Annotated in this window: 22 protein-coding genes; 15 read left to right on the forward strand and 7 right to left on the reverse strand. The window is 35.4% G+C overall.

Annotated features, from left to right (window positions below):
• The 4 genes from rsmI to ACWPWS_RS21575 all read left to right on the forward strand — a co-directional run bounded on the left by rsmI (position 1) and on the right by ACWPWS_RS21575 (position 4433).
• Positions 1 to 675, forward strand: a complete 675-nt coding sequence (gene rsmI / locus ACWPWS_RS21560) for a 16S rRNA (cytidine(1402)-2'-O)-methyltransferase (RefSeq protein WP_209786517.1) — start codon at positions 1 to 3, stop codon at positions 673 to 675.
• 6 nt (positions 676 to 681) lie between these two features.
• The gene (locus ACWPWS_RS21565; protein WP_454047861.1) at positions 682 to 2193 is read left to right on the forward strand and encodes a WG repeat-containing protein; all 1512 of its coding nucleotides are present in this window, start codon (positions 682 to 684) and stop codon (positions 2191 to 2193) included.
• A 173-nt stretch (positions 2194 to 2366) separates the two neighbouring features.
• Positions 2367 to 3110, forward strand: a complete 744-nt coding sequence (fabG, locus tag ACWPWS_RS21570; protein ID WP_209786515.1) for a 3-oxoacyl-[acyl-carrier-protein] reductase — start codon at positions 2367 to 2369, stop codon at positions 3108 to 3110.
• Positions 3111 to 3113: 3 nt separating this feature from the next.
• The gene (locus ACWPWS_RS21575) at positions 3114 to 4433 is read left to right on the forward strand and encodes a DUF6056 family protein (RefSeq protein WP_454047862.1); all 1320 of its coding nucleotides are present in this window, start codon (positions 3114 to 3116) and stop codon (positions 4431 to 4433) included.
• A gap of 42 nt (positions 4434 to 4475) precedes the next feature.
• Here ACWPWS_RS21575 and ACWPWS_RS21580 read toward each other — a convergent pair whose 3' ends face one another.
• The 3 genes from ACWPWS_RS21580 to ACWPWS_RS21590 all read right to left on the reverse strand — a co-directional run bounded on the left by ACWPWS_RS21580 (position 4476) and on the right by ACWPWS_RS21590 (position 6949).
• Positions 4476 to 5516 (reverse strand): GMP reductase, encoded by a 1041-nt coding sequence (locus tag ACWPWS_RS21580; RefSeq protein ID WP_454047863.1) that lies wholly within the window; start codon positions 5514 to 5516, stop codon positions 4476 to 4478.
• A gap of 184 nt (positions 5517 to 5700) precedes the next feature.
• Positions 5701 to 6489: a 5'/3'-nucleotidase SurE gene (surE, locus tag ACWPWS_RS21585; RefSeq protein WP_454047864.1), complete on the reverse strand. Its 789-nt coding sequence runs from the start codon at positions 6487 to 6489 to the stop codon at positions 5701 to 5703.
• A 289-nt stretch (positions 6490 to 6778) separates the two neighbouring features.
• A complete protein-coding gene (locus tag ACWPWS_RS21590) occupies positions 6779 to 6949 on the reverse strand; it encodes a lmo0937 family membrane protein (protein ID WP_047426491.1) in 171 nt (56 codons plus the stop codon).
• A 339-nt stretch (positions 6950 to 7288) separates the two neighbouring features.
• Here ACWPWS_RS21590 and ACWPWS_RS21595 point away from each other — a divergent pair, with 339 nt between their 5' ends.
• Positions 7289 to 9418, forward strand: a complete 2130-nt coding sequence (locus tag ACWPWS_RS21595; RefSeq protein WP_209786511.1) for a carboxy terminal-processing peptidase — start codon at positions 7289 to 7291, stop codon at positions 9416 to 9418.
• A 54-nt stretch (positions 9419 to 9472) separates the two neighbouring features.
• Here the strand turns inward: ACWPWS_RS21595 and ACWPWS_RS21600 are convergent, their stop codons facing one another.
• Positions 9473 to 9976 (reverse strand): superoxide dismutase family protein, encoded by a 504-nt coding sequence (locus ACWPWS_RS21600; RefSeq protein ID WP_062672846.1) that lies wholly within the window; start codon positions 9974 to 9976, stop codon positions 9473 to 9475.
• Positions 9977 to 10218: 242 nt separating this feature from the next.
• Between ACWPWS_RS21600 and ACWPWS_RS21605 the strand changes: the two genes are divergently transcribed.
• From ACWPWS_RS21605 to ACWPWS_RS21650, 10 genes are all read left to right on the forward strand, one after another.
• The gene (locus ACWPWS_RS21605) at positions 10219 to 10869 is read left to right on the forward strand and encodes a 4'-phosphopantetheinyl transferase family protein (protein WP_454047865.1); all 651 of its coding nucleotides are present in this window, start codon (positions 10219 to 10221) and stop codon (positions 10867 to 10869) included.
• Between the two features lie 84 nt (positions 10870 to 10953).
• Positions 10954 to 11856: an AraC family transcriptional regulator gene (locus ACWPWS_RS21610; RefSeq protein ID WP_454047866.1), complete on the forward strand. Its 903-nt coding sequence runs from the start codon at positions 10954 to 10956 to the stop codon at positions 11854 to 11856.
• A 92-nt stretch (positions 11857 to 11948) separates the two neighbouring features.
• Complete coding sequence (locus ACWPWS_RS21615) at positions 11949 to 14195, forward strand: TonB-dependent receptor (RefSeq protein ID WP_454047867.1); 2247 nt, start codon at positions 11949 to 11951, stop codon at positions 14193 to 14195.
• A 50-nt stretch (positions 14196 to 14245) separates the two neighbouring features.
• On the forward strand, positions 14246 to 14905 hold the full coding sequence (locus ACWPWS_RS21620) for a hypothetical protein (protein ID WP_454047868.1): 660 nt from the start codon (positions 14246 to 14248) through the stop codon (positions 14903 to 14905).
• A gap of 137 nt (positions 14906 to 15042) precedes the next feature.
• Positions 15043 to 16356 (forward strand): 2TM domain-containing protein, encoded by a 1314-nt coding sequence (locus tag ACWPWS_RS21625; RefSeq protein ID WP_454047869.1) that lies wholly within the window; start codon positions 15043 to 15045, stop codon positions 16354 to 16356.
• Positions 16357 to 16360: 4 nt separating this feature from the next.
• Positions 16361 to 16666 carry a 2TM domain-containing protein gene (locus ACWPWS_RS21630; protein ID WP_454047870.1) on the forward strand — a complete coding sequence of 102 codons (306 nt, stop codon included), beginning with the start codon at positions 16361 to 16363 and terminating at the stop codon, positions 16664 to 16666.
• Between the two features lie 47 nt (positions 16667 to 16713).
• Complete coding sequence (locus tag ACWPWS_RS21635; protein ID WP_454047871.1) at positions 16714 to 17283, forward strand: methyltransferase family protein; 570 nt, start codon at positions 16714 to 16716, stop codon at positions 17281 to 17283.
• A 125-nt stretch (positions 17284 to 17408) separates the two neighbouring features.
• A complete protein-coding gene (locus tag ACWPWS_RS21640; protein WP_454047872.1) occupies positions 17409 to 17705 on the forward strand; it encodes a 2TM domain-containing protein in 297 nt (98 codons plus the stop codon).
• A gap of 29 nt (positions 17706 to 17734) precedes the next feature.
• Entirely contained in the window at positions 17735 to 18010 is a 276-nt protein-coding gene (locus tag ACWPWS_RS21645; RefSeq protein ID WP_454047873.1) for a 2TM domain-containing protein, read from the forward strand.
• Positions 18011 to 18070: 60 nt separating this feature from the next.
• Positions 18071 to 18814, forward strand: coding sequence for a LytR/AlgR family response regulator transcription factor (locus tag ACWPWS_RS21650; RefSeq protein ID WP_105682943.1), 744 nt, complete (start codon positions 18071 to 18073; stop codon positions 18812 to 18814).
• 92 nt (positions 18815 to 18906) lie between these two features.
• On the opposite strand, the gene ACWPWS_RS21655 is transcribed toward ACWPWS_RS21650, so the two are convergent.
• The 3 genes from ACWPWS_RS21655 to ACWPWS_RS21665 all read right to left on the reverse strand — a co-directional run bounded on the left by ACWPWS_RS21655 (position 18907) and on the right by ACWPWS_RS21665 (position 21520).
• Positions 18907 to 20133 (reverse strand): DUF6051 family protein, encoded by a 1227-nt coding sequence (locus tag ACWPWS_RS21655; protein ID WP_454047874.1) that lies wholly within the window; start codon positions 20131 to 20133, stop codon positions 18907 to 18909.
• Between the two features lie 170 nt (positions 20134 to 20303).
• A complete protein-coding gene (locus ACWPWS_RS21660; RefSeq protein WP_309511842.1) occupies positions 20304 to 20501 on the reverse strand; it encodes a hypothetical protein in 198 nt (65 codons plus the stop codon).
• Between the two features lie 122 nt (positions 20502 to 20623).
• A complete protein-coding gene (locus ACWPWS_RS21665; RefSeq protein ID WP_309511841.1) occupies positions 20624 to 21520 on the reverse strand; it encodes a hypothetical protein in 897 nt (298 codons plus the stop codon).
• Positions 21521 to 21590 lie beyond the last annotated feature (70 nt).

Here is a 21590-nt window from a genome sequence, read left to right on the forward strand (position 1 = left end):
TTGAGCGGAATCCTATATTTTGTTCCCACACCAGTTGGGAATCTTGAAGATATGACATTCAGGGCAGTCAATGTTCTGAAAGAAGTAGATTATATTTTATGTGAAGATACCAGAACTTCCGGTATACTTTTAAAACATTTTGAAATCTCTAAGCCTTTAAAATCTTATCATTTACATAATGAGCATCAGGCAACGGAGAAAGTGATTGCAGATCTTAAAAACGGCCAGAATATCGCTATTATTACCGATGCAGGAACGCCCGGTATTTCAGATCCTGGATATTTATTGGCAAAAGCAGGTGCAGACAACCATATTGATATGATCTGTCTTCCGGGAGCAACAGCTCTGATTCCGGCATTAGTGGTTTCAGGACTTCCTAATAATGAATTTTTATTTGCAGGTTTTTTACCTCAGAAAAAAGGAAGACAAACAAAACTGAAGCAGCTTGCTGAAGAAAAAAAGACCATCGTACTTTACGAAAGTCCCCATAAAATCAATACGACTCTTGAACAGATCAAGGAATTCTTCGGGGAAGAAACCAAAGCAAGTTTAAGTCGTGAGATTTCTAAGAAATTTGAAGAAACTAAACGAGGGACAATCAATGAATTAATTGAATTTTCCAAGAGTAAAACTTTAAAAGGGGAGATCGTTCTTATTGTCAATAATTCTATTTAATTTTCCTTGAAAAAACTAGTTTTTGTATTATGTTCTGTAGTCTGTACAGCACAGACTAATCAGTATATGAAAGTGATCCTGTCTAAAAAGACGGAAAAGGAGGTCAGTTCCTATTCAGAAGGATATGGAATATTCTATGATACCGGTTATAAGAAACAGGGAATTGTAGACTCTTTAGGAACGATTACATTCGAGTCTCCTTACAAAGGAGGTATTTTACATGTTTTTAAAAACCGGTTTATTTTGTATTCTGATGAAGGGAACAGCAGAAAATCGGCTATTATTGATGAAAAAGGGAATGAACTTATCCCTTTGAATGATCAGGAGTTTAATACACCCTGGTGGAGTGAAGATTGTATCATTTCATCAAAAAAAAATGGAGAAGCCGTCTATGATTTTAATGGAAAGGAAATCATTCCTTATTCTGAAAAGATCCGTTTTTCAGGGAAGAACAGACTTTTGGTTTCAAAAGATAAAAAATGGCTGCTGTATGACTTTAAAGGAAAACAGCTCAGCACCCGTGAATTTAAAGAAGATTATAGTTTTGAAGAGGGCAGAGCACTGATCATTAATGAAGACAATGAAAACGAAATCATTGGAACTAATGGACAGACTCTGCATAAATTTTCTAAACAGATCGTCAATATCAATGCTTATCCTTATCTGATTAGTCAAAATAAAGCTACAGGAAAATATGGTTTGATTGATACTGATGGAAATACAATTGCCGAAGAAATATATAATGATATCACCCCGGAATATTTTGGGAAAAAGGAATATATCTATCTTACAAAAAATGGTAAAACCACTGTTTTCAATAAGAAAGACCAAAAGCTGTATGCACAGACTTTTAAGTATTTAAATCCTTTATTGAGCAATTATTTCAGTGTTTATAATGATAAGATCAGGAAATCCGGCATTATAGATCTGGAAGGAAATATTATTCTTTCTCAGGAATATGATTTTATCAGAAGTTTTACCATTTCCGGAAAAGAATTTATCTACCTTAAAAAAGGAAATGAAGAGAAATTTCTTGATAAAGATCTTAAAAATATTGTAGGAGATGGTGTTCAGATTTTTGGTTTTTATCCTGATAATCTTATTATTGGGAAGGAGGAAAAGTATTACAAATTTTCAGTGACAGGGCAATCTTTGACGGAATTGAAAAATATCAGCCAGATAAAAAATGAGGATTTTGAATATTTTAATCCTCTTAATCAGTATTCAAAACCTTTGGTTTGCAAAAATACAGGGAATTTTTATGGTATTCTGGATGGAAAAGGAACAGAAATTGTCCCTTTTGTTTACGAAGATATTATAACATTTGGAAATGCTGAAAATGAAATTGTAGTTAAAAAAGAAGGAAAATACGGGGTTTCAAACTTTCAGAATGAGCCTCTGAAAGAAATTATTTACGATAAATATTTCTGGCAGAAAGAGGTATTGAGATTGGATAAAAGTAAAAAAACTGACTTTATTTATTTCACCAGATTTAAAAATAATTCCGTTCAGCTTTAAAGAAAATCCAAATAATCATCAAGAAAATCCAGTATTTTAACAATTTAAATGGGTTGAATAACATTTTATAATATCTTTGCAAACCGTTTAATTCCAGAAAGGAATTTTAGAAACATGAAGAGGCAGCTGTCACAAGCTGAACGAGTTATAAAAGAAAATAATTGTCAATAGATATGAAAATATTAGAAGGAAAAGTAGCACTAATTACCGGAGCTACAAGAGGAATCGGTAAAGGTATCGCTGAAATGTTTGCTCAGCAAGGGGCAAAAGTAGCATTTACCTACGCTGGCTCTGTAGACAAAGCAAAAGAATTAGAAGCAGCTTTAAGTTCTGTAACCCAAATTAAGGGATATCAGTCTGACGCATCAGATTATGATGCTGCTCAGCAACTGGTGGAAGAAGTAATGGCAGAGTTTGGGCAGATTGATATTTTGGTAAACAATGCAGGGATTACAAAAGATAACCTGTTATTGAGAATGTCCAAAGATGATTGGGATAAAGTAATCAAAGTAAACTTAGATTCAGTTTTCAACCTTACAAAAGCGGTAATCAAGCCGATGATGAAGGCTAGATCAGGATCTATCATCAATATGACTTCTGTAGTAGGGGTAAAAGGAAATGCCGGACAAGCCAACTATGCAGCTTCTAAAGCTGGGGTAATCGGGTTTACAAAATCTGTGGCACTGGAATTAGGATCAAGAAATATCAGATGTAACGCTATTGCTCCCGGATTTATTGAAACGGAAATGACTGCTGTTCTGGATGAAAAAACAGTTCAGGGATGGAGAGAGGAAATTCCGATGAAGAGAGGAGGACAGCCTGCAGATATCGCAAATGCATGTGTATTCTTAGGCAGCGAAATGTCAGCATACATTACCGGACAGACATTAAATGTTGACGGTGGAATGTTAACTTAGAAAATGAAAAAAGCACAGAATATAGTAGTATTCTTGTCGGTTTTAATAAGCGTCGGTCTGGCATACATTAGTTTTTTTAATGTATATCAGACCGATGATTATTTCTGGTCCTATACTACCAGAAAAGTAGGGCTGCTAAAAAGCTTTATAAATACCTATACACAATGGGGCGGAAGATATTTCGGGTATTCTATCAACATGTTTAATCCTGTCTTTTTCGACCCTAATAATATTCTTCCGAAAATATATCCTGTTTTTTTAATGCTGTCCTTTATTGGGGTTTCAGCATTAAACTTTAAAGAATATTTCGGCTATTCTTTGAAAGAGTCCGTTAAGAAAGGATTCCTTCTGTTTTTCTTTTATACAATACTTCTGGTAAGTCTTCCGGAGCACTATTTCTGGATTACGGGATCCAATGTATATTTCGTTCCTGTTATCTTATCAGGGATTTTACTCTATTTTCTTAAAAAAAGAGAAGATACGGGAAGGAAAATATGGCTTTACCCTTCAGCTTTTCTTATCATCATTCTGATGGGTTCCAATGAAATTCTGGCATTAATTCTTGAAGGACTTTTGCTAGTCTCCTATTATCAGAAACGCAATAGAGAAAATTTGTTTTTGGTGCTGCTAGGAACTTTATTTTTACTTGTATGTTTTCTTGCCCCGGGAAATTTCAACAGAATGGGAGAGGAGGAAAAAGGAATGGTAATATGGCTGAAAAGAATTGCTCTTTTTGGTGCTGATACCCTGTATGTAGGATTGAAAGTGATTATGGTACTTCCATTATTTATAAAGGTTTTTGAAGAAGAACTTAAAAAAATCTCTACTCAGATAACATTTCAAAAAGCATTTCTATTCTGGTCGGTTTCATTGCTTCCTTTATTATTTACAAGCTATATTCTTACTTCTATTGCAAGACAGTTTGAAAGTATTCTCTTCTATTTTTTAATTACTTTTTCACTGATTATCTTCTTTAGATTTGAAAAAATTAAAAAGATCTGGTGGATTTCTCTCTGTATTGTGTTTCTTCCTGAGCTTAAAATTTTCCCGGAGAAATATGCTTATTTTAACATTGATTTTAATGGTGAAAATATTGTAATGGAGCTTTTTACCACAGATCTTAAGGAGTACGGAAGAGAGATGAATGAAAGAGTTGATATGATTAAAAATTCTTCACAGGATTCTGTGGTGGTAGATAAGATCAAAGAAGTTCCGAGAATTTTATATATCGATGAAATGGCTTCTGTAAAAGAGCAGGAAACCTATGTAAATGACCAGCTTCAAAAATATTTCAATAAAAAATATATCCGAACAAAAGAATAAATAAAGGCCTTAGAATATTATCTAAAGCCTTTTATCTTATTTCTAGTCTTTAAAAACCTGGTTTTCCTGTTCCTGAACTCTGATAAAAGTAGTTCTCTTGGAAAGCTCTTTAAGCTTTGAAGCACCTACATATGTACAGGTGGATCGTACTCCTCCTAAAATATCCTTTACAGTTTCTGAAACCGGACCTTTATAAGCCACTTTTACAGTTTTCCCTTCAGAAGCACGATATTCTGCTACACCTCCGGAATGCTTGTCCATTGCCGTTTTAGAACTCATCCCATAGAAAAGACGGTATTTTTTACCGTTTTCTTCAATCATCTCTCCGCCACTTTCGTCATGTCCCGCAAACATTCCGCCCAGCATTACGAAATCTGCCCCGCCACCGAAAGCCTTTGCTACATCACCAGGAACTTTACATCCTCCATCTGCAATGATATGACCTCCCAAACCATGAGCAGCATCAGAACATTCAATAATAGCAGAAAGCTGAGGATATCCCACTCCTGTTTTTACTCTGGTTGTACACACTGATCCAGGACCAATACCTACTTTTATGATGTCTGCACCCACTAAAAGAAGTTCTTCCACCATTTCTCCGGTCACCACATTTCCTGCAATAATAATTTTATCCGGGAAATTAGCCCTTGCCTTCTTCACAAATCCAACGAAATGCTCGGAATAGCCATTGGCTACATCTATGCAGAGAAACTCAATTTTTGGATGCTTTTCGAGGATATGTCTTATTTTTTCTTCATCTGCTTTTCCTGTTCCTGTACTTAAAGCAATATACTGATGAATACTTTCAGGCTGGCTTTCCAGAAAGACACTCCATTCATCAGGAGTATAATGCTTGTGAACCGCTGTAATAATTTTTTCCTTTGCCAGCTCAACGGCCATTTCAAAAGTTCCTACCGTATCCATATTGGCTGCAATTACAGGAACTCCTGTCCATTTTTTCTTCGTATGTTTAAAGGTAAATTCTCTTTGTAAATCAACTTCCGAACGGGATTTTAAAGTAGAACGTTTAGGGCGGAACATTACATCCTTGAAACCCAGTTTTATGTCATATTCTATACGCATTTTGTAATTATTTGTCAGAATAAAGGTAGTAAATAATCTTGAACAGAGCGTTTCTATGATGATGGATTTTCCAGTTTATGAAACAAAAAATACGGTTTGAAAATAAGTTTTTCAAACCGTATTTTAATTATTTAAAAGCTTTGCTTTAGCGTAGATTAAATAGAAGACTCTGATATTTTCAGAATTATTTTGCTTCTTTTATCCCTTCAAAAGTCATCACTTCTTCTAATGTTTTCATGTATTCATAGGCTGTAAGATCAAACTTTACCGGAACAATAGAAATATATCCGTTGGCCAATGCTGTTTCATCAGCATCTTCAGAATCATCCATATTGTTGAAATATCCTGTTAGCCAGTAATATTTTTTCCCGTGTGGATTGATTCTCTCATCAAAACTTTCTTCCCATTTGGCATTTGCCTGTTTACAGACTTTTACCCCTTTTATTTCTTCTTTCGGAAGTTTAGGAATATTCACATTCAGTACAATTCCTTTAGGCATTGGATTTTCCAGGGTTCTTCTTACGATATTCTGAATAAATTCTTTAGCTTGGCTAAAATCAGCTTCCCAGCTGAAATCCAGTAATGAAAATCCAATCGCAGGAATTCCTTCTACACCTGCTTCTACAGCAGCAGACATCGTCCCCGAATAGATCACATTGATAGAAGAATTTGCTCCGTGATTGATTCCGGAAACTACAATGTCAGGTCTTCTTGTTAGAATTTTATCAAGTGCCATTTTTACACAGTCTACCGGAGTTCCGCTGCAGGAAAAATCTGTCTGCGGGCCTTCCAGCGTAACTTCTTCGTAGCTAAGGGTAGAATTAATGGTAATAGCGTGGCCTTTTCCACTTTGAGGAGAGTTGGGGGCTACAACAACTACTTCTCCGATTTCATTCATAAAATTTACAAGATTTCTGATACCAGGAGCTGTAATTCCATCATCATTAGTAACCAGAATAAGTGGTCTTTCCATAAATTATCTTTAATATTTTTTATTAAATAGAGTGAATCTGTTCATTTTCAGAATTGAACAGACCGATTTTCAACACATCAAATGTAGGTAAAAATCAGACGCAATAAAATACCAGATTGGGATTGGCTGTTGAGAAAAGAGAAATAAAATTCTCATACTATGGCTTATAGAATAGAGAATTAAGCATAGATAAGGAAAAGTATAAAGTGCAGAAAATAAAACTGAAATGAAGTAAATTTAATATGAATTCATTTCAGTTTTAATTTAAATGGTTTTACAAAATAATAAACTAGTCGAGAGGTTTTCTGCCGGAAATGATATTATAAAGAATAACAATAATGGCAATGACCAGTAAAACGTGAATTAAATATCCTGTGCTCATTCCGGGAACTATTCCTAACATTCCCAATAGCCAAACAACGATGCAGATGACTGCTACTAACCATAATAAACTTTTCATGACTTAATATTTTGAATTTGTATGGTTAATTCTCTACATATTTTATGCCTTTATGGCTGAAATTTGGTTTTTGTGGTATGTATTTTCTGTTTTTTGATTAAAAAATGAAAATTCAGATATGCCTGAAAAAGAATGAGCAGTATGATTGTATAGTGAAACTGTCTGATAATAGGAAACAACTCATATTGTCTTGATTATTTGCAAATCTCTTTAAATAAAAATGATCAAAACTGTCGATATTTGTAAATAAGGTTAAATTTGATCATTTGTAACAGTACCAAACTTACTGCTACTAATTATTATACTTATTTTAAAAAAATTAATAAATAAAGACAGTTTATGTGGAAAAATTTCAAACTGAATAAATTTTTACTCCTTATTCCATTAACCAGTCTAATGTTTTGTTTCAACTCGCCAAAGAATGACGATGAAAAGATGCAGACGATAATGGTGAGCGTAAAAAACACACTTTCTTATCTGCATTATAGTCCAAAATCTATCAATGATGCCTATTCGAAGGACGTTTATAAGCATTATTTCGAATTGGTAGATCCAGCAAAAAGATATTTTCTGCAATCTGATATGGATGAATTCAGCAAGCATGAAACAAAGCTTGATGACTATATCGGGCAAGGTGATCTGACATTCTACAAACTTACGATTGACAGACTCTACCAAAGAGTGGATGAGATTGATAAAATCACACAGGATATCTTCAGTAAGCCTATTAATCTTCAGGAAGATGAAACGCTTACCCTTGAGCCAAAACTAAAAAAAGTACCTGCTAATAAGCAAGAACAGTATAATGAGTGGAAAAAATTCATCAAATACAACATCCTTCAGGAAGTTGAGTCGATGAACAGTAAAGAAGAAGCTCAGAAAGAAAAGAAAGACTCTGTTCAAAAGTACAAGCTGAAAGATACCATCAAGTTTAAGGTTCTTACTCAGGATGAAAAAATCAAAAAAGCGACTGATGAAGTAAAAGACCTTGTAAAAGACACCTTTACAAGATTCAAAAAGAGAAAGAAAATGGATTGGTTTACGGTGTATATGAATGCTTATACAGAGGTATTCGATCCGCACACCAACTATTATTCTCCAAAGGATAAAGAAGATTTTGATACTCAGTTTACCGGAAAAGTAATTGGTATCGGAGCCCTGATTCAGGAGAAAAAAGGAAACCTGTATTTAGGAGCTCTTACCATTGGAGCACCGGCATGGAAATCTAAACAGCTTTCTGAGGGTGATAAAATCCTGAAAGTAAAATCTAAACCGAAAGAAGATGCTGTAAATGTTGTAGGAATGCTTTCTGATGAAGCCGTAAGACTGATCAGAGGAGAGAAAGGAACACCTGTAACATTAACGGTTCAGAAAAAAGACGGAACGATTAAAGATGTAACCATGATCCGTGAGGAAGTAGCTATTGAAGATACTTTCGCAAGAAGTATCGTAGTGAATACTCCCAATGGGAAAAAATATGGTTTTATCAACCTTCCAAGCTTTAATGCTGATTTTGAAAATGCCAAAGGAAGAAACGCTTCTGATGATATCAAAAATGAAATCATTAAGCTTAAAGAACAGAACATTCAGGGAATCATTCTTGACCTTAGAAATAACGGTGGAGGTTCTTTAACTGAAGTAGGGGATATTATGGGGCTTTTCATGGAAGCTGGTCCTTACGTACAGGTGAAGGATGGAAACGGGAAAATACAGACTCTTAAGAATAAAAACGAAACTCCGATCTGGACAGGTCCGCTTGTAATCATGCAAAATGAACTTTCTGCTTCAGCTTCAGAAATCCTTGCAGGAGTAATGCAGGATTACGGAAGAGCAATGATCATAGGATCTCCGCAGTCTTTCGGAAAAGGTACCGTTCAGACTTTTGTTGACCTGAACAGATTCCTGAATACCGAAGATGATTTTGGATCTTTAAAACTGACCATTCAGAAATTCTACAGAATTACGGGAGAATCTACACAGAGAAAAGGAATCGTTTCTGATATTCAGATGAAAGACTTCTTTACCTATGCTGAAGTAGGAGAGCGATATGATGATTATGCGCTGGCATGGGATAAAATTCCACCTACGAAATTTGAGAAACTGAACTATTTCAATATTCAGGCGCTGGAAAAAGCAAGCGCAGACAGAATGGCTAAAAACAGCAATTATCAGTTGTTATTAGAATCTGCTCAATGGAGAGAAAAACTGGATAAAGAAGAAAATATCACTTTGAATATCACCAAGTTCAACGAGCTGATGAAGAACAGAAAGTCTCAGATTGAAAAGTTCAAAGCTCTGACAAAATTTGAAAACGGACTTCAGTTCATGATGTATCCAAGTGAAATTGAAAGAGAGAAAAAAGATGAAGCTTTCAAGAAAAAATCTGAAATGTGGATCAAGAATCTGAAAAAAGATCTTTACCTGCAGGAAGCAATGAATATTGTATCAGATATGGGAGCTAAATCCTAAACATAAAAAAACCGCTAATGAAAAATTAGCGGTTTTTTTATTGAATACAGTAGATTACTTAATTTCTACACATCCCACTCTTCCTCCGGCATTTCCGGTAGGCTGAGTATGGAAATCATCCGCTGCTGCGTGTACAATAAGACCTTTTCCGATGATGTTTTTAGATTCATCTGTACAGCCCAGACACCATTTGTCTGTCTTGAAAGTCAATGTTGCAGTTCCGTTCTGATCAGCAACCAGGTTTCCTATATCTCCCATATGGAAATGTTCAGCTCCCCATTTACCATGATCATTCTTGGAAGGATTCCAGTGACCGCCTGTAGAAGTTCCGTCTGCTGCAGAACAGTCTCCTTTTTCATGAATGTGTACCGCATGGATTCCAGGAGTAAGGTTGGTAATATCCAGCTTCATTGTTACTTCATTTCCATTTTGAGTAAACTTCGCTGTTCCTCCTGTCTGTGTTCCGCTTTTGGCATTTACCGAGTATGTTTTTGTTGTTCCGCACGAAACGGCAAAAACTGCAAATCCCGCCAATAATGCTAATGTTTGTACTTTCATTTGTTAAATGATTTAAAGTGATTTTACGATAAATTTAAAAAAGATTTTCCAAAAGGCTTTATGATCTCACTCTTTTTTGAAAAACTTAGTTTGAACGGTACTGCAATCCGGCTTGTTTTAACCTTAAATTCTGAAAGGTTGTCTGAAGGATAACTTCTTTAAAAAGAGGCGAAAAAAAGCTTATTTTTAGTCTTTAGAAAGTAACTTATTAATCCAGGATCTGCAGTAAGAAAAATTAGAGCATGATTATTCTGTATACATTCATTAATGAAACAAATCACCAGTCTCTTCTTGACAGGTATCTGCCTGTTTTTTCTCAGGAAAATAAACAGAATATCCTGAGATACAGGAGATGGCAGGATGCTCAGCTTTCCTTACTGGGAAAAGTCCTTTTACAATATGGATTAAAGACTTATTATAACATTTCTGATACTGAAACAGATGTTCTCACTAATAAAAAACCTTATTTAAAAGGAAATGATCTTCATTTTAATATATCCCATTCCAAAGATCTTGTTACCTGCGCTATTGCAGAATATGCCTTGGGAATAGATGTTGAATGTAATGATCAGAAAATTAGCTATCACGATTTTATATTTCAAATGACCGACAAAGAGCTTCAGGAAATCCAAGATTCTGAGGATAAGATGAAACAATTTTTCATGTATTGGACACGAAAAGAAGCCGTAATAAAGGCCCATGGAGCCGGAATGATGCTTCCGCTGGATTCTTTTGAAATAGTCAATAATGAATGCCATATTTTGGGTGAAAAATTCTTTGCCAAAGAGATTTTCATTCATGAAGAGTATCATAGCTGTATTGCCTCTTCAGATCAGAAAATTAAAGAGGTGATGCCGCTTATTAAATACATTGAAGAAGATATTTTACTATAAAATGAAATAAGGTTCTGATAATAGCAATAAAAGACAACTTAATTCCGCTATGGAAAAATATCTTTGTGAACTAACAACTTTGAAGTGGAAGAATATAAAATACGGATTGTAAAAACAATTCAATATATTGACAGCCATATTGATGCAGATCTGTCTCTGGAAAAAGTTTCAGAGGTGAGTGCCTATTCACCTTTTCATTTTCACAGAATATTTAAGCTGGTTACAGGGGAAACCCTTCAGAACTATATTACCAGAAAGAAAATAGAAAAAAGTGCCCTTCATCTGGCGATTCATAAAAATAGGGAAATCAAAGATATCTATTGGGATCTGGGTTTTTCTAACCATTCAGTTTTTTGCAAGACATTTAAAAAATATTACGGTCTGGCTCCCACAGAATTTCGCAGATCAGCTCCGGAGAAATTTCACAAGATTTTACAAATACATAGCAAGAACGGACAAGTGGATACAGTTTTCAGCCAATACATTTGCAACATTGAAAACCTGTTAAACTGGACTAAAATGAATTTAAAAATCGAAGTAAAAGAAATGCCGGAAATGAATCTGGCATCCGTAATGAGCCTTGGAATTGCCAATGTAGAACCTTCTTTCAATCTTTTAATAGACTGGGCAAAAAAGAAAAGCCTTTTTCCTAGGGAGAATGTGAAAATGATTTCTGTGTATCATGACAGCTGCAAAATAACACCTCTCGATAAAGTAAGAATCCATGCCTGTATGCTTTTGGATGATAGACTCTCAAAACAGGAGGGCGAAGTGTTTCCCGAAACGATAGATGGCGGAAAATACATTGTGGGAAGCGGTGAAGTTACTTTGGATGACTTTGAACAATGCTGGGTTTCTATGTTTTTGTGGATGAATGAGAACAATTATTCTACACGAAGAACCTTTCCCTATGAGATCTACCACACCAATTTTAAAGAACATCCGGAAGGAAAGATGATCGTGGATTTTTGTATTCCGGTTCATTAATTACCATTCGGAAGCAAAAGAATGCCTTTCAGTAATAATTTTTTTACAGAAGGGCATTTCTTATCCTATTTTTGATCCAGAAAACAATAAAAATGAAAACACAAGGACAAAACATCCTGTTTCTGATTCTCCTTCTCACCTCCATTATGGGATATTCCCAGGTGAAAATATCAGGAAAAGTATCCTTCAAAAATAAAGGAGTAAGCGAAGTAAACGTGACTTTAAAAGATACCTATGACGGTGCTACCACAGATGCTCAGGGTAATTTTACCTTTGAAACTTCGGAAAAAGGACCTCACAAAATAACGTTTGCCCATCCGAAATATGAAAATGTAGAAAGAGATATTTCTATTGAAAACCAAGATGTTTCGTTGAATATTGATCTTAAAGAACAGATCAGTGAGATTGATGCAGTAGTTGTTTCTGCCGGATCTATTGAAGCCAGCGATAAGAAAAGAGCAACAGCGCTGCTTACTCCCATTGATATTTATACAACGGCAGGAGCAGACGGACAGATTTCTTCAGCATTGACCTATCTTCCTGGAGTGCAGAAAGTAGGAGGGACGGAAGGTCTGTTTATCCGCGGAGGTACAGGAACGGAATCTAAAATTTTTATGGATGGTAGTCTTATCAACAATTATTTTTCCAACTCTGTTCCGGGGATTGCGGGTAGAGATCAGTTCAATACTTCACTTTTTAAAGGAAATATATTTTCAAGTGGTGGATATTCTGCGCTGTATGGGCAGGCTCTTTCAGGAGCATTGATGCTGGAAAGTGTTGATCTTCCGGATGAGAGTTCTTACAGCTTAGGTGTTTCACCTATTTTCCTGAGTGCCGGATTTCAAAAGCTGGGAGATAATAAAAACTATTCCTACGGGGCTACAGCAGGGTATTCTCTTTTAAGCCTGATGCAAAAGGTATTTAATTTTAATACCGATTTTTTTGAAGCACCACAAGGACTTAACGGAGATGTGAATTTCAGATTTAAAACAAAATCAGGAGGTTTCTTTAAATACTATGGAATGTTTAATTCCAATAAAATGGGTGTAAGATCAGAAAGTCTTGAACCCGGATCCGCTTTCAGTCTGGTAAAACTGAACGGGAAAAATACTTTTCATAATCTGTCATTTAAACAGAAATTTGGAAAGTATCTTCTGAATGTGGGTGGTTCTTATTCATACAATAAATCTGACCTTCATTTTTCTACAGAAACGAATGATGTTGAAGCGAACAGGAGCCAGCTTCTGACTGATGGAAATTATCTGAATTTCAAAGCTGTTCTGGAAAGAAAAATCAACAAAATAAGTGCCGTGAGAGGAGGATTTGAATTGAATAATACCGATGAAAATCTGAATTTTGAGACCATACAGAAACATTATACAGATTTAATTTCTGCGGCCTTCGTGGAAACGGATCTTGGTTTCAGTAATGCATTGTCAGCGAAGATAGGAGTAAGAGCAGAGCATTCCTCATTTTTAGGAAAGAACAATATTGCTCCTCGTTTTGCGATCGCCTACCGCCTTGCAAAAGATTGGACAACCTCATTAGCGTACGGACTTTTCTACCAAAACCCGGAAAGCAAGTACATCAATGGTCCTGCAAATCTTGGCTTTCAGCAATCTCAACATTATATTTTTCAGGTTCAGAGAGCGTCAGAGGGCAGAACTCTACGTTTTGAAGCGTTTTACAAAAAATACGATCAGTTGATCAAAACATTTAATGTTAACCCGGATAAGGAGCAAAATCAGCAAACCCAGTCTGCTTTAAACAACAGTGGATACGGATATGCAAAAGGACTGGAGTTCTTCTGGAGAGATAATAAAAAAACATTTGAAAATATTGATTACTGGATCAGTTACTCATACCTGGATTCAAAAAGAGATTTTCTTAATTATCCGGTAAGCCTGCAGCCAAGTTTTGCCGCTGAACATACCCTTTCGGCAGTGGCTAAAAGATTTATTCCGGAATGGAAACTGGGAGTGAATTTATCTTATACGTATGCAAAAGGACGTCCTTACTACGATATCGCTTCCAAATTTGAAAACGGACAGGCCGTTAACTATACCCGAACAGAAGGAAGATTAAAAGATTACAACGCTTTGAATTTCAGTATTAATTATCTTCCCAATATCGGTAAAAAAGATGCAAAAGCATTTCCGGTATTTGTATTGAGTATCAGTAATATTTTAGGATCAAAAAATGTATATGGTTACAATTTCTCTGCTAATGGATCCAGAAGCTCAGCAATCGTTCCGCCAGTCAACACTTTTGTATTCATTGGAGCATTTATAAGTTTTGGAGTAGACAAAACAGATGATGCCATCAATAACAATTTATAAAAACATATCTTAGAACACACAAACATAACTCACTTTTAAAATTTGATATCATGAAAAAATACCTTTTAAGTTTTGCTTTAGCTTTTGTGAGCTTAACTGCTTTTGCACAGGCAGATTATGACAAAATAATGTCTGAAAAAATTGCAAGAATAGAGACCTGTAAAACCTCGGAAGATTTCCAGAGCCTGGCCAATGATTTCCAGAGAATAGGAAGCAAAGAGAGCACAAAATGGCTTCCGGCATACTATGCCGCATTTTCTTATATCCAAAAAGGAAGAACACAGATGAGAGACGGTAAAATGCAAGAATTGGATGGTATCGCAGATCAGGCTGAAAAACATCTTTCTATGGCTCAGAATCTTGCCGGAACCGATAATGCGGAAATACACTTATTGAGAAAAATGTCTTATTCCCTGAGAATGATGGTGAATCCTGCACAACGTTATATGACCGATGGAGCGAGAGCTGCTGAGGAAATGAGCATTGCAGAGAAATTAGATCCTTCAAATCCGAGAATTGCTCTTATCAAGGCAGAAGATGTGTATTTTACGCCGGAACAGTACGGAGGAAGCAAAACCAAAGGATTGGAAATGTTTAAAGATGCTCAGGCAAAATTTAAAGCATATAAACCCAAGACGGCTTTAGATCCCAGCTGGGGAAAAGCAGAAGCAGATTATTTCTTAAGCTTACCTGTTGAAAAAGCAAAATAATTTTCACTGTATTTATATCCATTAACCTTCATTCGTGAAGGTTTTTTTATACCATTCAGAAATGAAAATCAGCCCTTCGGTAACAATTAATTTTTGATACCTTTAATAAAAACTAATTTTAGTCAAGAAAACAGATCATGAAACGGAAAAACTTTATCATACTATTCTGGGTATCACTTGCAGTCTCCATGTTTTTCTTTTTTGTCTTTACAGAAGAAAAGAATCTTGAAAACTTTTTATATACCCTGCTTATCTCTTTTATTTATTCTTTTGTATTGGGAGGAGGAAACGGAATGCTGAACAGTTTTCTGAATAAAAAAATCCCATGGTCGGAGGCTACAACCAAAAGAGCGGTTATCAGTATTATTTCAATTATTGTTGCCAATTTTGTGCTGGTCTATTTTTGCAATTATGTCAATTTTGTACTTATTCAAAAAACAGCTACTACAGAAGAGTTTTTTCTGGGAAAATATAATTTCCTTAATTGGTTTACCATCAATATTGCGTTGTTGATATCAGCTTTCCTTCATGCCAGAAGTTTTATGGAAGAGCTGAAAAAGACTTCCAGAAAAGAAGTGGTGGAACAGAAGCTTATCGCCAAATCCGCCAATGCGCAGTTTGAAAGTTTAAAGAACCAGCTGGATCCCCATTTTCTTTTTAATTCCTTGAATGTTTTAAGCTCCCTGATTGACGAAAACCCAAGACAGGCACAAAAGTTTACTGCTTCAATGTCAAAGATTTACCGATATGTACTTGAACAGAAAGATAAAGAACTGGTAACGGTAGAAGATGAAATAGAATTTGCCAAAACCTATTGTGAACTTTTAAAAACAAGGTTTGAAGACAGTGTAGATTTCACTTTTGATGTTCCCAAAGAAGACTATCAGAAATATGTAGTTCCATTGGCGCTGCAGTTACTGTTGGAAAACTGTATCAAGCACAATTTTGCCACATCATCAAAACCTTTGACCATCAGAATTTTTTCAGACGGAAAGACCCTTTGTATTGAAAATAATCTGCAGATAAGAGAACAGATCAAAGAGAGCTCAGGAATTGGTCTTGCCAATATTGTACAGCGTTATTCCTTACTAACGGAGAGAAATGTTTTCATAGAAAAATCTGAAGATCATTTTAAAGTAAAACTTCCAATGCTGATCGCTAATCCACAAGTTTCCACATCAAAACCCGAAGATGATTCTGCCGCTTACAAACGGGCACAAAAAAGAGTGAAAGAGATTAAAAGTTTTTATATGAATCTGATTTCTTATTGCACCGTATGCTCGTTTTTAATCTTTATTAATCTTTTTACAAGCAGCAAAAATCATTGGTTCTGGTTTCCTGTACTGGGATGGGGAATAGGCGTGGCTTCTCATGCATTCCAGGTGTTTGGAGTAGGAGAATCATGGCAGGAAAAGAAGATTCGTGAAATTATGAACAAACAAAAAAAATAGAAAGATGGGAACATTTGATGAAAACGATATTGAATACCAGCGTGCCCGAAGACAGGTAGAAAGGTTACGGGGATTTTATGGGCATTTATTCGCTTATATCGCAGTGAATGCAATGATTGTAATCTACAATTATACGAATCTGAAACCCGGTGAAAGCTATTTTCAGTTTAAAAACTTTTTTACCGCTACTTTCTGGGGAATAGGGCTTGCAGCACATGCTGTTACCGTTTTTCTTCCTCGTGTTAATTTTATCAGGAAATGGGAAGATAAGAAGATTAAGGAACTGATGGATAAACAGAAAGATCACTAAAGAAATTGTCTTTTTTTAAAATACTTTTAAATTTAAATTTATTGAAAATGAATGCTTTGTCAACGTTGTTTTATATTTCAATGGCCGCTTGGTTTCTCACCGAATTCCTTTACAAGAATATGCTGAAATCCGGTAAAGAAGATCAAAAGAACAAGGATAAATCCACCTTGAATATCTTATGGCTGGCCATTCCATTTTCTATTGCAAGTTCAATATTCATGTCCTATAACACTCATTTTCCGATGGCTGACGGTAATTGGATTCTATATCTTGGTGAACTTTTTATTCTTATCGGGATTATTGTCAGATATATGATCATCAGATCTCTGGGGAAATATTTTACGGTAGATGTTACCATCAGACAGGATCATAAAATTAAAAAAGAAGGGTTTTATAAATATCTGAGACATCCTTCCTATGCTTTTTCTCTGTTGACCTCGCTTGGACTTGGCCTGTATTTAAATAACTGGCTTTCATTGATCTTTGCTTTTGTTCCTCCTTTTTTAGCCTTTGCTTACAGGATAAAAATTGAAGAACAAACTCTCGTGGAGCAGTTCGGGAATGAATACATTGAATACCGAAAAAGTACTAAGAAACTCATCCCGTTTATCTATTAATTACTGGATTTTACCATTCGGAGAACATATTCTACCATTCGGTAACATAAAATTGATGGGAGACCTTTTCCTGACCTACCTTTGAATCAAGAAAAAACAAAATCAACCTTTTAAAACCAAACATTATGGAAATTTTACCTGACAAAGAAACAATTGCTTACAGAAAAGCATCAAGAAGAGTAAAAGACTTAAAAGAATTTTATGGAAACCTTACTTCTTATGGTATCGTTATTCCTTTTTTAGCAATCCTGAATCTTATGACGGCTCCCGGATATTTATGGTTTCTATGGCCTGCACTGGGATGGGGAGTAGGAATAGCATTTCATGCCATCAGTGTATTTGGAATTGGGAAAAACTGGGAAGAACGAAAAATAAAAGAACTTATGGAGAAGGATCAAAAGCAGAAAATAAAAACACTATAAACAATAATAACTAAAAAACTTATATCATCATGGACTACGAAGCTGCCCAAACCAGAACCCACAATATCAGAAAATTCTATAAAAGCATTTTTATATTTGCCATCTTTGCTGTTCTTATCATTCCGGATGACATTTTTGGCGAAAAGATGATCAGATTTCATTTATTTGACAGGTATGCCATTCTTGCAATCTGGGGATTTATTATCCTTGTAAAGGCGGTAAAACTGTTTCTTTTTGATTCCGAATGGGAAAAAGATATGATTGAAAAAGAGTTTAAAAAAGAGAAAAAGCCAATAAACTATTAAAATCTGTCCGCTTTTATCTAACTTTATTTCCCAAAACCTGAAAACCAAAATTAAAATTCAATGATCAAAACTGTCATTATAGAAGATGAAAAACCTGCTTCAAGGAAATTAGAGAGAATGCTGAGTATTTTTCCTGAAATTGAAGTAGTTGCTAAAATAGAATCAGTGGAAGAGGGAGTGGCCTGGTTTTCTGAAAACGAGCATCCGCAGCTGATTTTTTCAGATATTGTTTTAGGGGACGGATTGTCCTTTGATATCTTCGAAAAAGCACCCACCAAAGGTTTCATTATTTATACGACAGCGTTTGACCAGTACACACTGAAAGCTTTCAAGCTGAACAGTATTGATTATCTTTTAAAACCTATTCTTGATGAAGATCTGGAAGGTGCAGTGGAAAAGTTTAAGTCGTTCATCCCTGCTAACGATACCAATGGCTCTCAGGATATCAAGCAGCTGATCAGAAAGGAAAAATCTACACTATCGAGAGTTTTGGTTAAAATTGGATATAATCTAAAAATTATACAAACTCACGAAATAAGCTGTTTTTTCAGTGAAAATAAAATCGTTTATCTTCAGACGGAGGATCGTACTTATCCCTCAGATTTTACGCTTGATGAGCTGGAAGATGTTCTGGATGAGAAGAAGTTTTTCCGTGTAAACCGACAGTTTATTATCAGTTCAGATTATATCAAAAACATTCATACTTCGCCTTACTATAAAGTGGATCTGGAGTTTCAGCCTGAAGAGGAAATTACAGTAAGCAGAGACCGTGTGAAAGATTTTAAAGACTGGTTGGTCAGTTAAAGATTAACTTAAAAACAAACACCATGGAGCTTATATTATTATTCTTTAAACTATTCCTTTCTATCTTTTATCCCTGAAAATTAAGGGAATAGCTAATTACTATAAAAATCGCTGGCAGATTTTATAAACTGATGAAAGGCTTCTGTAACCTCTCTTTTATGCTTATGCGTAAGTGGAAAAGGAACCATATGGGAATATTCAAACGGAAAATCATGGATTTCAATATCAACATTAATATTCCTGTAACCTCCCTGCAGCGTATTTAAAGCTTCTATGGGCGGGGCAACACTGTCTTTCTCCAATACATATGCTTTGATCTGAGATTGAATTTCCTGAATTCTTTCCTCTCTTTCCTTTTGAAAATAATTGTAACGGAGCATTTTTTTGAACCAGCTTTCCTGTGGATGTAAAGCTTCAGTCTGATAATGTTTCAGGCGGGAATCTGACTTAAAATCCGAACTCAAAAGTTCTGTGAAAACCGACTGCATTTTAACCGTTGCCTGTGTGTCCATAATGTACTTGGATATCGGAAACATCCTGTCGATGGTCATTCCTCCACAGAAACAGAAAACTTTAGATTGGGTAAAATAGCGATGTGGATCTGCCATCTTGATCATCATCGAAAGAAAAGATCCTATAGAATACCCGAATAAATCCAGATCTGCTTCTCGGGAAATGCTATGGATTTTACCGCTTTTAATGTCTTTTACCACCTCTGTAATATCAGAATACGTCTGAAGTCCCGACCAGAAAATTCTTTGAGGATGAGCTTCCAGCCGGGAACTTATGGCTGCATTTACATAAGAGTAATTCATGTTTTCAGGATACTTTTTCTTCCTGAAATTAACGACTTCCATCATGTGGTGGCGGTCACTCCAGATGGCTTCTGCGCGGTCCATATGAAAAGCAATCGGGAACAGAATAATGGCTTTCTGTGTTCTTTGGGCAAGCTCATAAGCCCATGGCAGATATTTATCCCATTTCTTTTCGTTCAGGCCATGGAAGAAAAAAATGCACCCTGCGGCTGTTTCAGTGTCGGCCCTTTTCAGAATATGATACTTAAACTTTTTATTACATTCAATCTCAAAATCCCTGATGTCTACAGCAGGATGGCCGTACAAGAGATAGTTCTTTTCATTAATACTGAGTTTTTGTTGATGTTTGCTGCAATGCTGGTTTTCTGAGCCATAAAGAAGATCAGAAACTTTAGATTCAAAAGGAATTGATTCCATCGTTACATTCAGTTCCTTGAGTTCAATCAGATCTTTTCCGGAATCAAAATGACTCTTCAAAACTTCATACAATTCATAATATTCCATAGCGAGACGATTGAGGGGTTCATAATTAGAACTATCAAGTTAGAGAATTATTGCGGTAATCCGTTGATTTTTAGTGGTTAAATGTATTCTGGGCATTAGAGAAATAAAATAAAACCCGAAGCAAGACAGCTCCGGGATTATAATATATAGATTGATAAGGATGTTTACTCTTATTCTTTTTCCATGGGTTTATTTTCATATTGCTGTACGGTAACAGCGGTGAGGGCTATCATAAGGATACATAATACAAGATCTGCTTTTTCCGGATGAAAAATTTCCTGATAGAGATTATAGCCTGCAAGCATTGATACGAAGAAGATAAGAGCATTATTGGCAGAAGCAGATGGGTTTTTAATTGTTGTTTTCATAGGGATATTTTTGTTGTTATTTATCCAGTAAGTATGACAACTTTTAAAACGTTACAACGCTTTTTCAAAAAAAATAATCCTTTTCTTTCGAACTATTAACCCAAGTAATTTTTGATGGGTAACTATCTGTAATCAATCCTGTTAGATTCTGTGTCTTCAAGCTGTTTAATAATAGATTCAGGAATCTCATCACTATCAATAGGGAAACTGACGGAGTCCGAAATAAAGTTTTTTCTGTCGGCTTTTCTGAAGATTTCAAACAAAGCAATCGGCTCCTGATTAAAACTGATACAGGTGCTTATAAAGTGGATTTCGTGGAGTTTATAGTCCGGATTCTTAAGCTTTTCTTTAATATCCTTTATTCTTGAAATGAAATGCCTTTGACGGATAAAAGTATTGCTGTTCATAATAATGAAAACATAATCCGAATAGGCCGTTACCTTACCGAAATACTTATGATGATCTCCGCCGCTTCTTTCAATAAAATATTCTCCGGCGGTTTCAGACTTATAAATTTCCATCGCAGAACGCCATATACGGTCTTCTTTTGCCATTAAAGGATTGTCGGGAAGGTTTCTGTTATAAGAATACCAGCAGCCTACCAGACGGTCTAAAAGAGCGGTATTCAGATTCACATTATTCATATCAATCTTCAGATCATTAAAATTGAAGGATTCTGTATTGGAATTAATAAAATCTATATAATTCGAATACCCAAGAACCCTGACAATAAGACTGAGCTTAGCAAGATTGGGTCTGCTCAGAACCGCATTTTCATTCTGTCTGAATTTCTTCAGTTTATTGATAATCAGATGCTCATAGAGATAATTATTGCCCAGAAGATCAGGCTTTTTTTGAATGCTCTTCTCCGAATAATCATTAATAATCAGTTCGTTAAGCTCTGCGCTTATATAAGACCATTCCGTTTTGGTAACATCTTCCCAATGGTTTTTCTTTAAAAACTGCCGGCTTAAGAAATTCATAAGTTTCTCAAGATGATGGATATCTTCCTTTTTCATGGTATCTATTTATAAGACTAATTTAAGATTTTTATCAAACTAAAAAAGACTTTTAAGAGACTTTTATATT

The sequence above is a fragment of the Chryseobacterium sp. Marseille-Q8038 genome, from assembly GCF_965111995.1.

Coding starts and splice junctions, on each gene's coding strand:
- fabG (WP_209786515.1), top strand. CDS start 2,367: ATGAAAATATTAGAAGGAAAAGTAGCACTAATTACCGGAGCTACAAGA.
- ACWPWS_RS21575 (WP_454047862.1), top strand. CDS start 3,114: ATGAAAAAAGCACAGAATATAGTAGTATTCTTGTCGGTTTTAATAAGC.
- ACWPWS_RS21580 (WP_454047863.1), bottom strand. CDS start 5,516: ATGCGTATAGAATATGACATAAAACTGGGTTTCAAGGATGTAATGTTC.
- surE (WP_454047864.1), bottom strand. CDS start 6,489: ATGGAAAGACCACTTATTCTGGTTACTAATGATGATGGAATTACAGCT.
- ACWPWS_RS21590 (WP_047426491.1), bottom strand. CDS start 6,949: ATGAAAAGTTTATTATGGTTAGTAGCAGTCATCTGCATCGTTGTTTGG.
- ACWPWS_RS21595 (WP_209786511.1), top strand. CDS start 7,289: ATGTGGAAAAATTTCAAACTGAATAAATTTTTACTCCTTATTCCATTA.
- ACWPWS_RS21600 (WP_062672846.1), bottom strand. CDS start 9,976: ATGAAAGTACAAACATTAGCATTATTGGCGGGATTTGCAGTTTTTGCC.
- ACWPWS_RS21605 (WP_454047865.1), top strand. CDS start 10,219: ATGATTATTCTGTATACATTCATTAATGAAACAAATCACCAGTCTCTT.
- ACWPWS_RS21615 (WP_454047867.1), top strand. CDS start 11,949: ATGAAAACACAAGGACAAAACATCCTGTTTCTGATTCTCCTTCTCACC.
- ACWPWS_RS21620 (WP_454047868.1), top strand. CDS start 14,246: ATGAAAAAATACCTTTTAAGTTTTGCTTTAGCTTTTGTGAGCTTAACT.
- ACWPWS_RS21625 (WP_454047869.1), top strand. CDS start 15,043: ATGAAACGGAAAAACTTTATCATACTATTCTGGGTATCACTTGCAGTC.
- ACWPWS_RS21630 (WP_454047870.1), top strand. CDS start 16,361: ATGGGAACATTTGATGAAAACGATATTGAATACCAGCGTGCCCGAAGA.
- ACWPWS_RS21635 (WP_454047871.1), top strand. CDS start 16,714: ATGAATGCTTTGTCAACGTTGTTTTATATTTCAATGGCCGCTTGGTTT.
- ACWPWS_RS21640 (WP_454047872.1), top strand. CDS start 17,409: ATGGAAATTTTACCTGACAAAGAAACAATTGCTTACAGAAAAGCATCA.
- ACWPWS_RS21645 (WP_454047873.1), top strand. CDS start 17,735: ATGGACTACGAAGCTGCCCAAACCAGAACCCACAATATCAGAAAATTC.
- ACWPWS_RS21650 (WP_105682943.1), top strand. CDS start 18,071: ATGATCAAAACTGTCATTATAGAAGATGAAAAACCTGCTTCAAGGAAA.
- ACWPWS_RS21655 (WP_454047874.1), bottom strand. CDS start 20,133: ATGGAATATTATGAATTGTATGAAGTTTTGAAGAGTCATTTTGATTCC.
- ACWPWS_RS21660 (WP_309511842.1), bottom strand. CDS start 20,501: ATGAAAACAACAATTAAAAACCCATCTGCTTCTGCCAATAATGCTCTT.
- ACWPWS_RS21665 (WP_309511841.1), bottom strand. CDS start 21,520: ATGAAAAAGGAAGATATCCATCATCTTGAGAAACTTATGAATTTCTTA.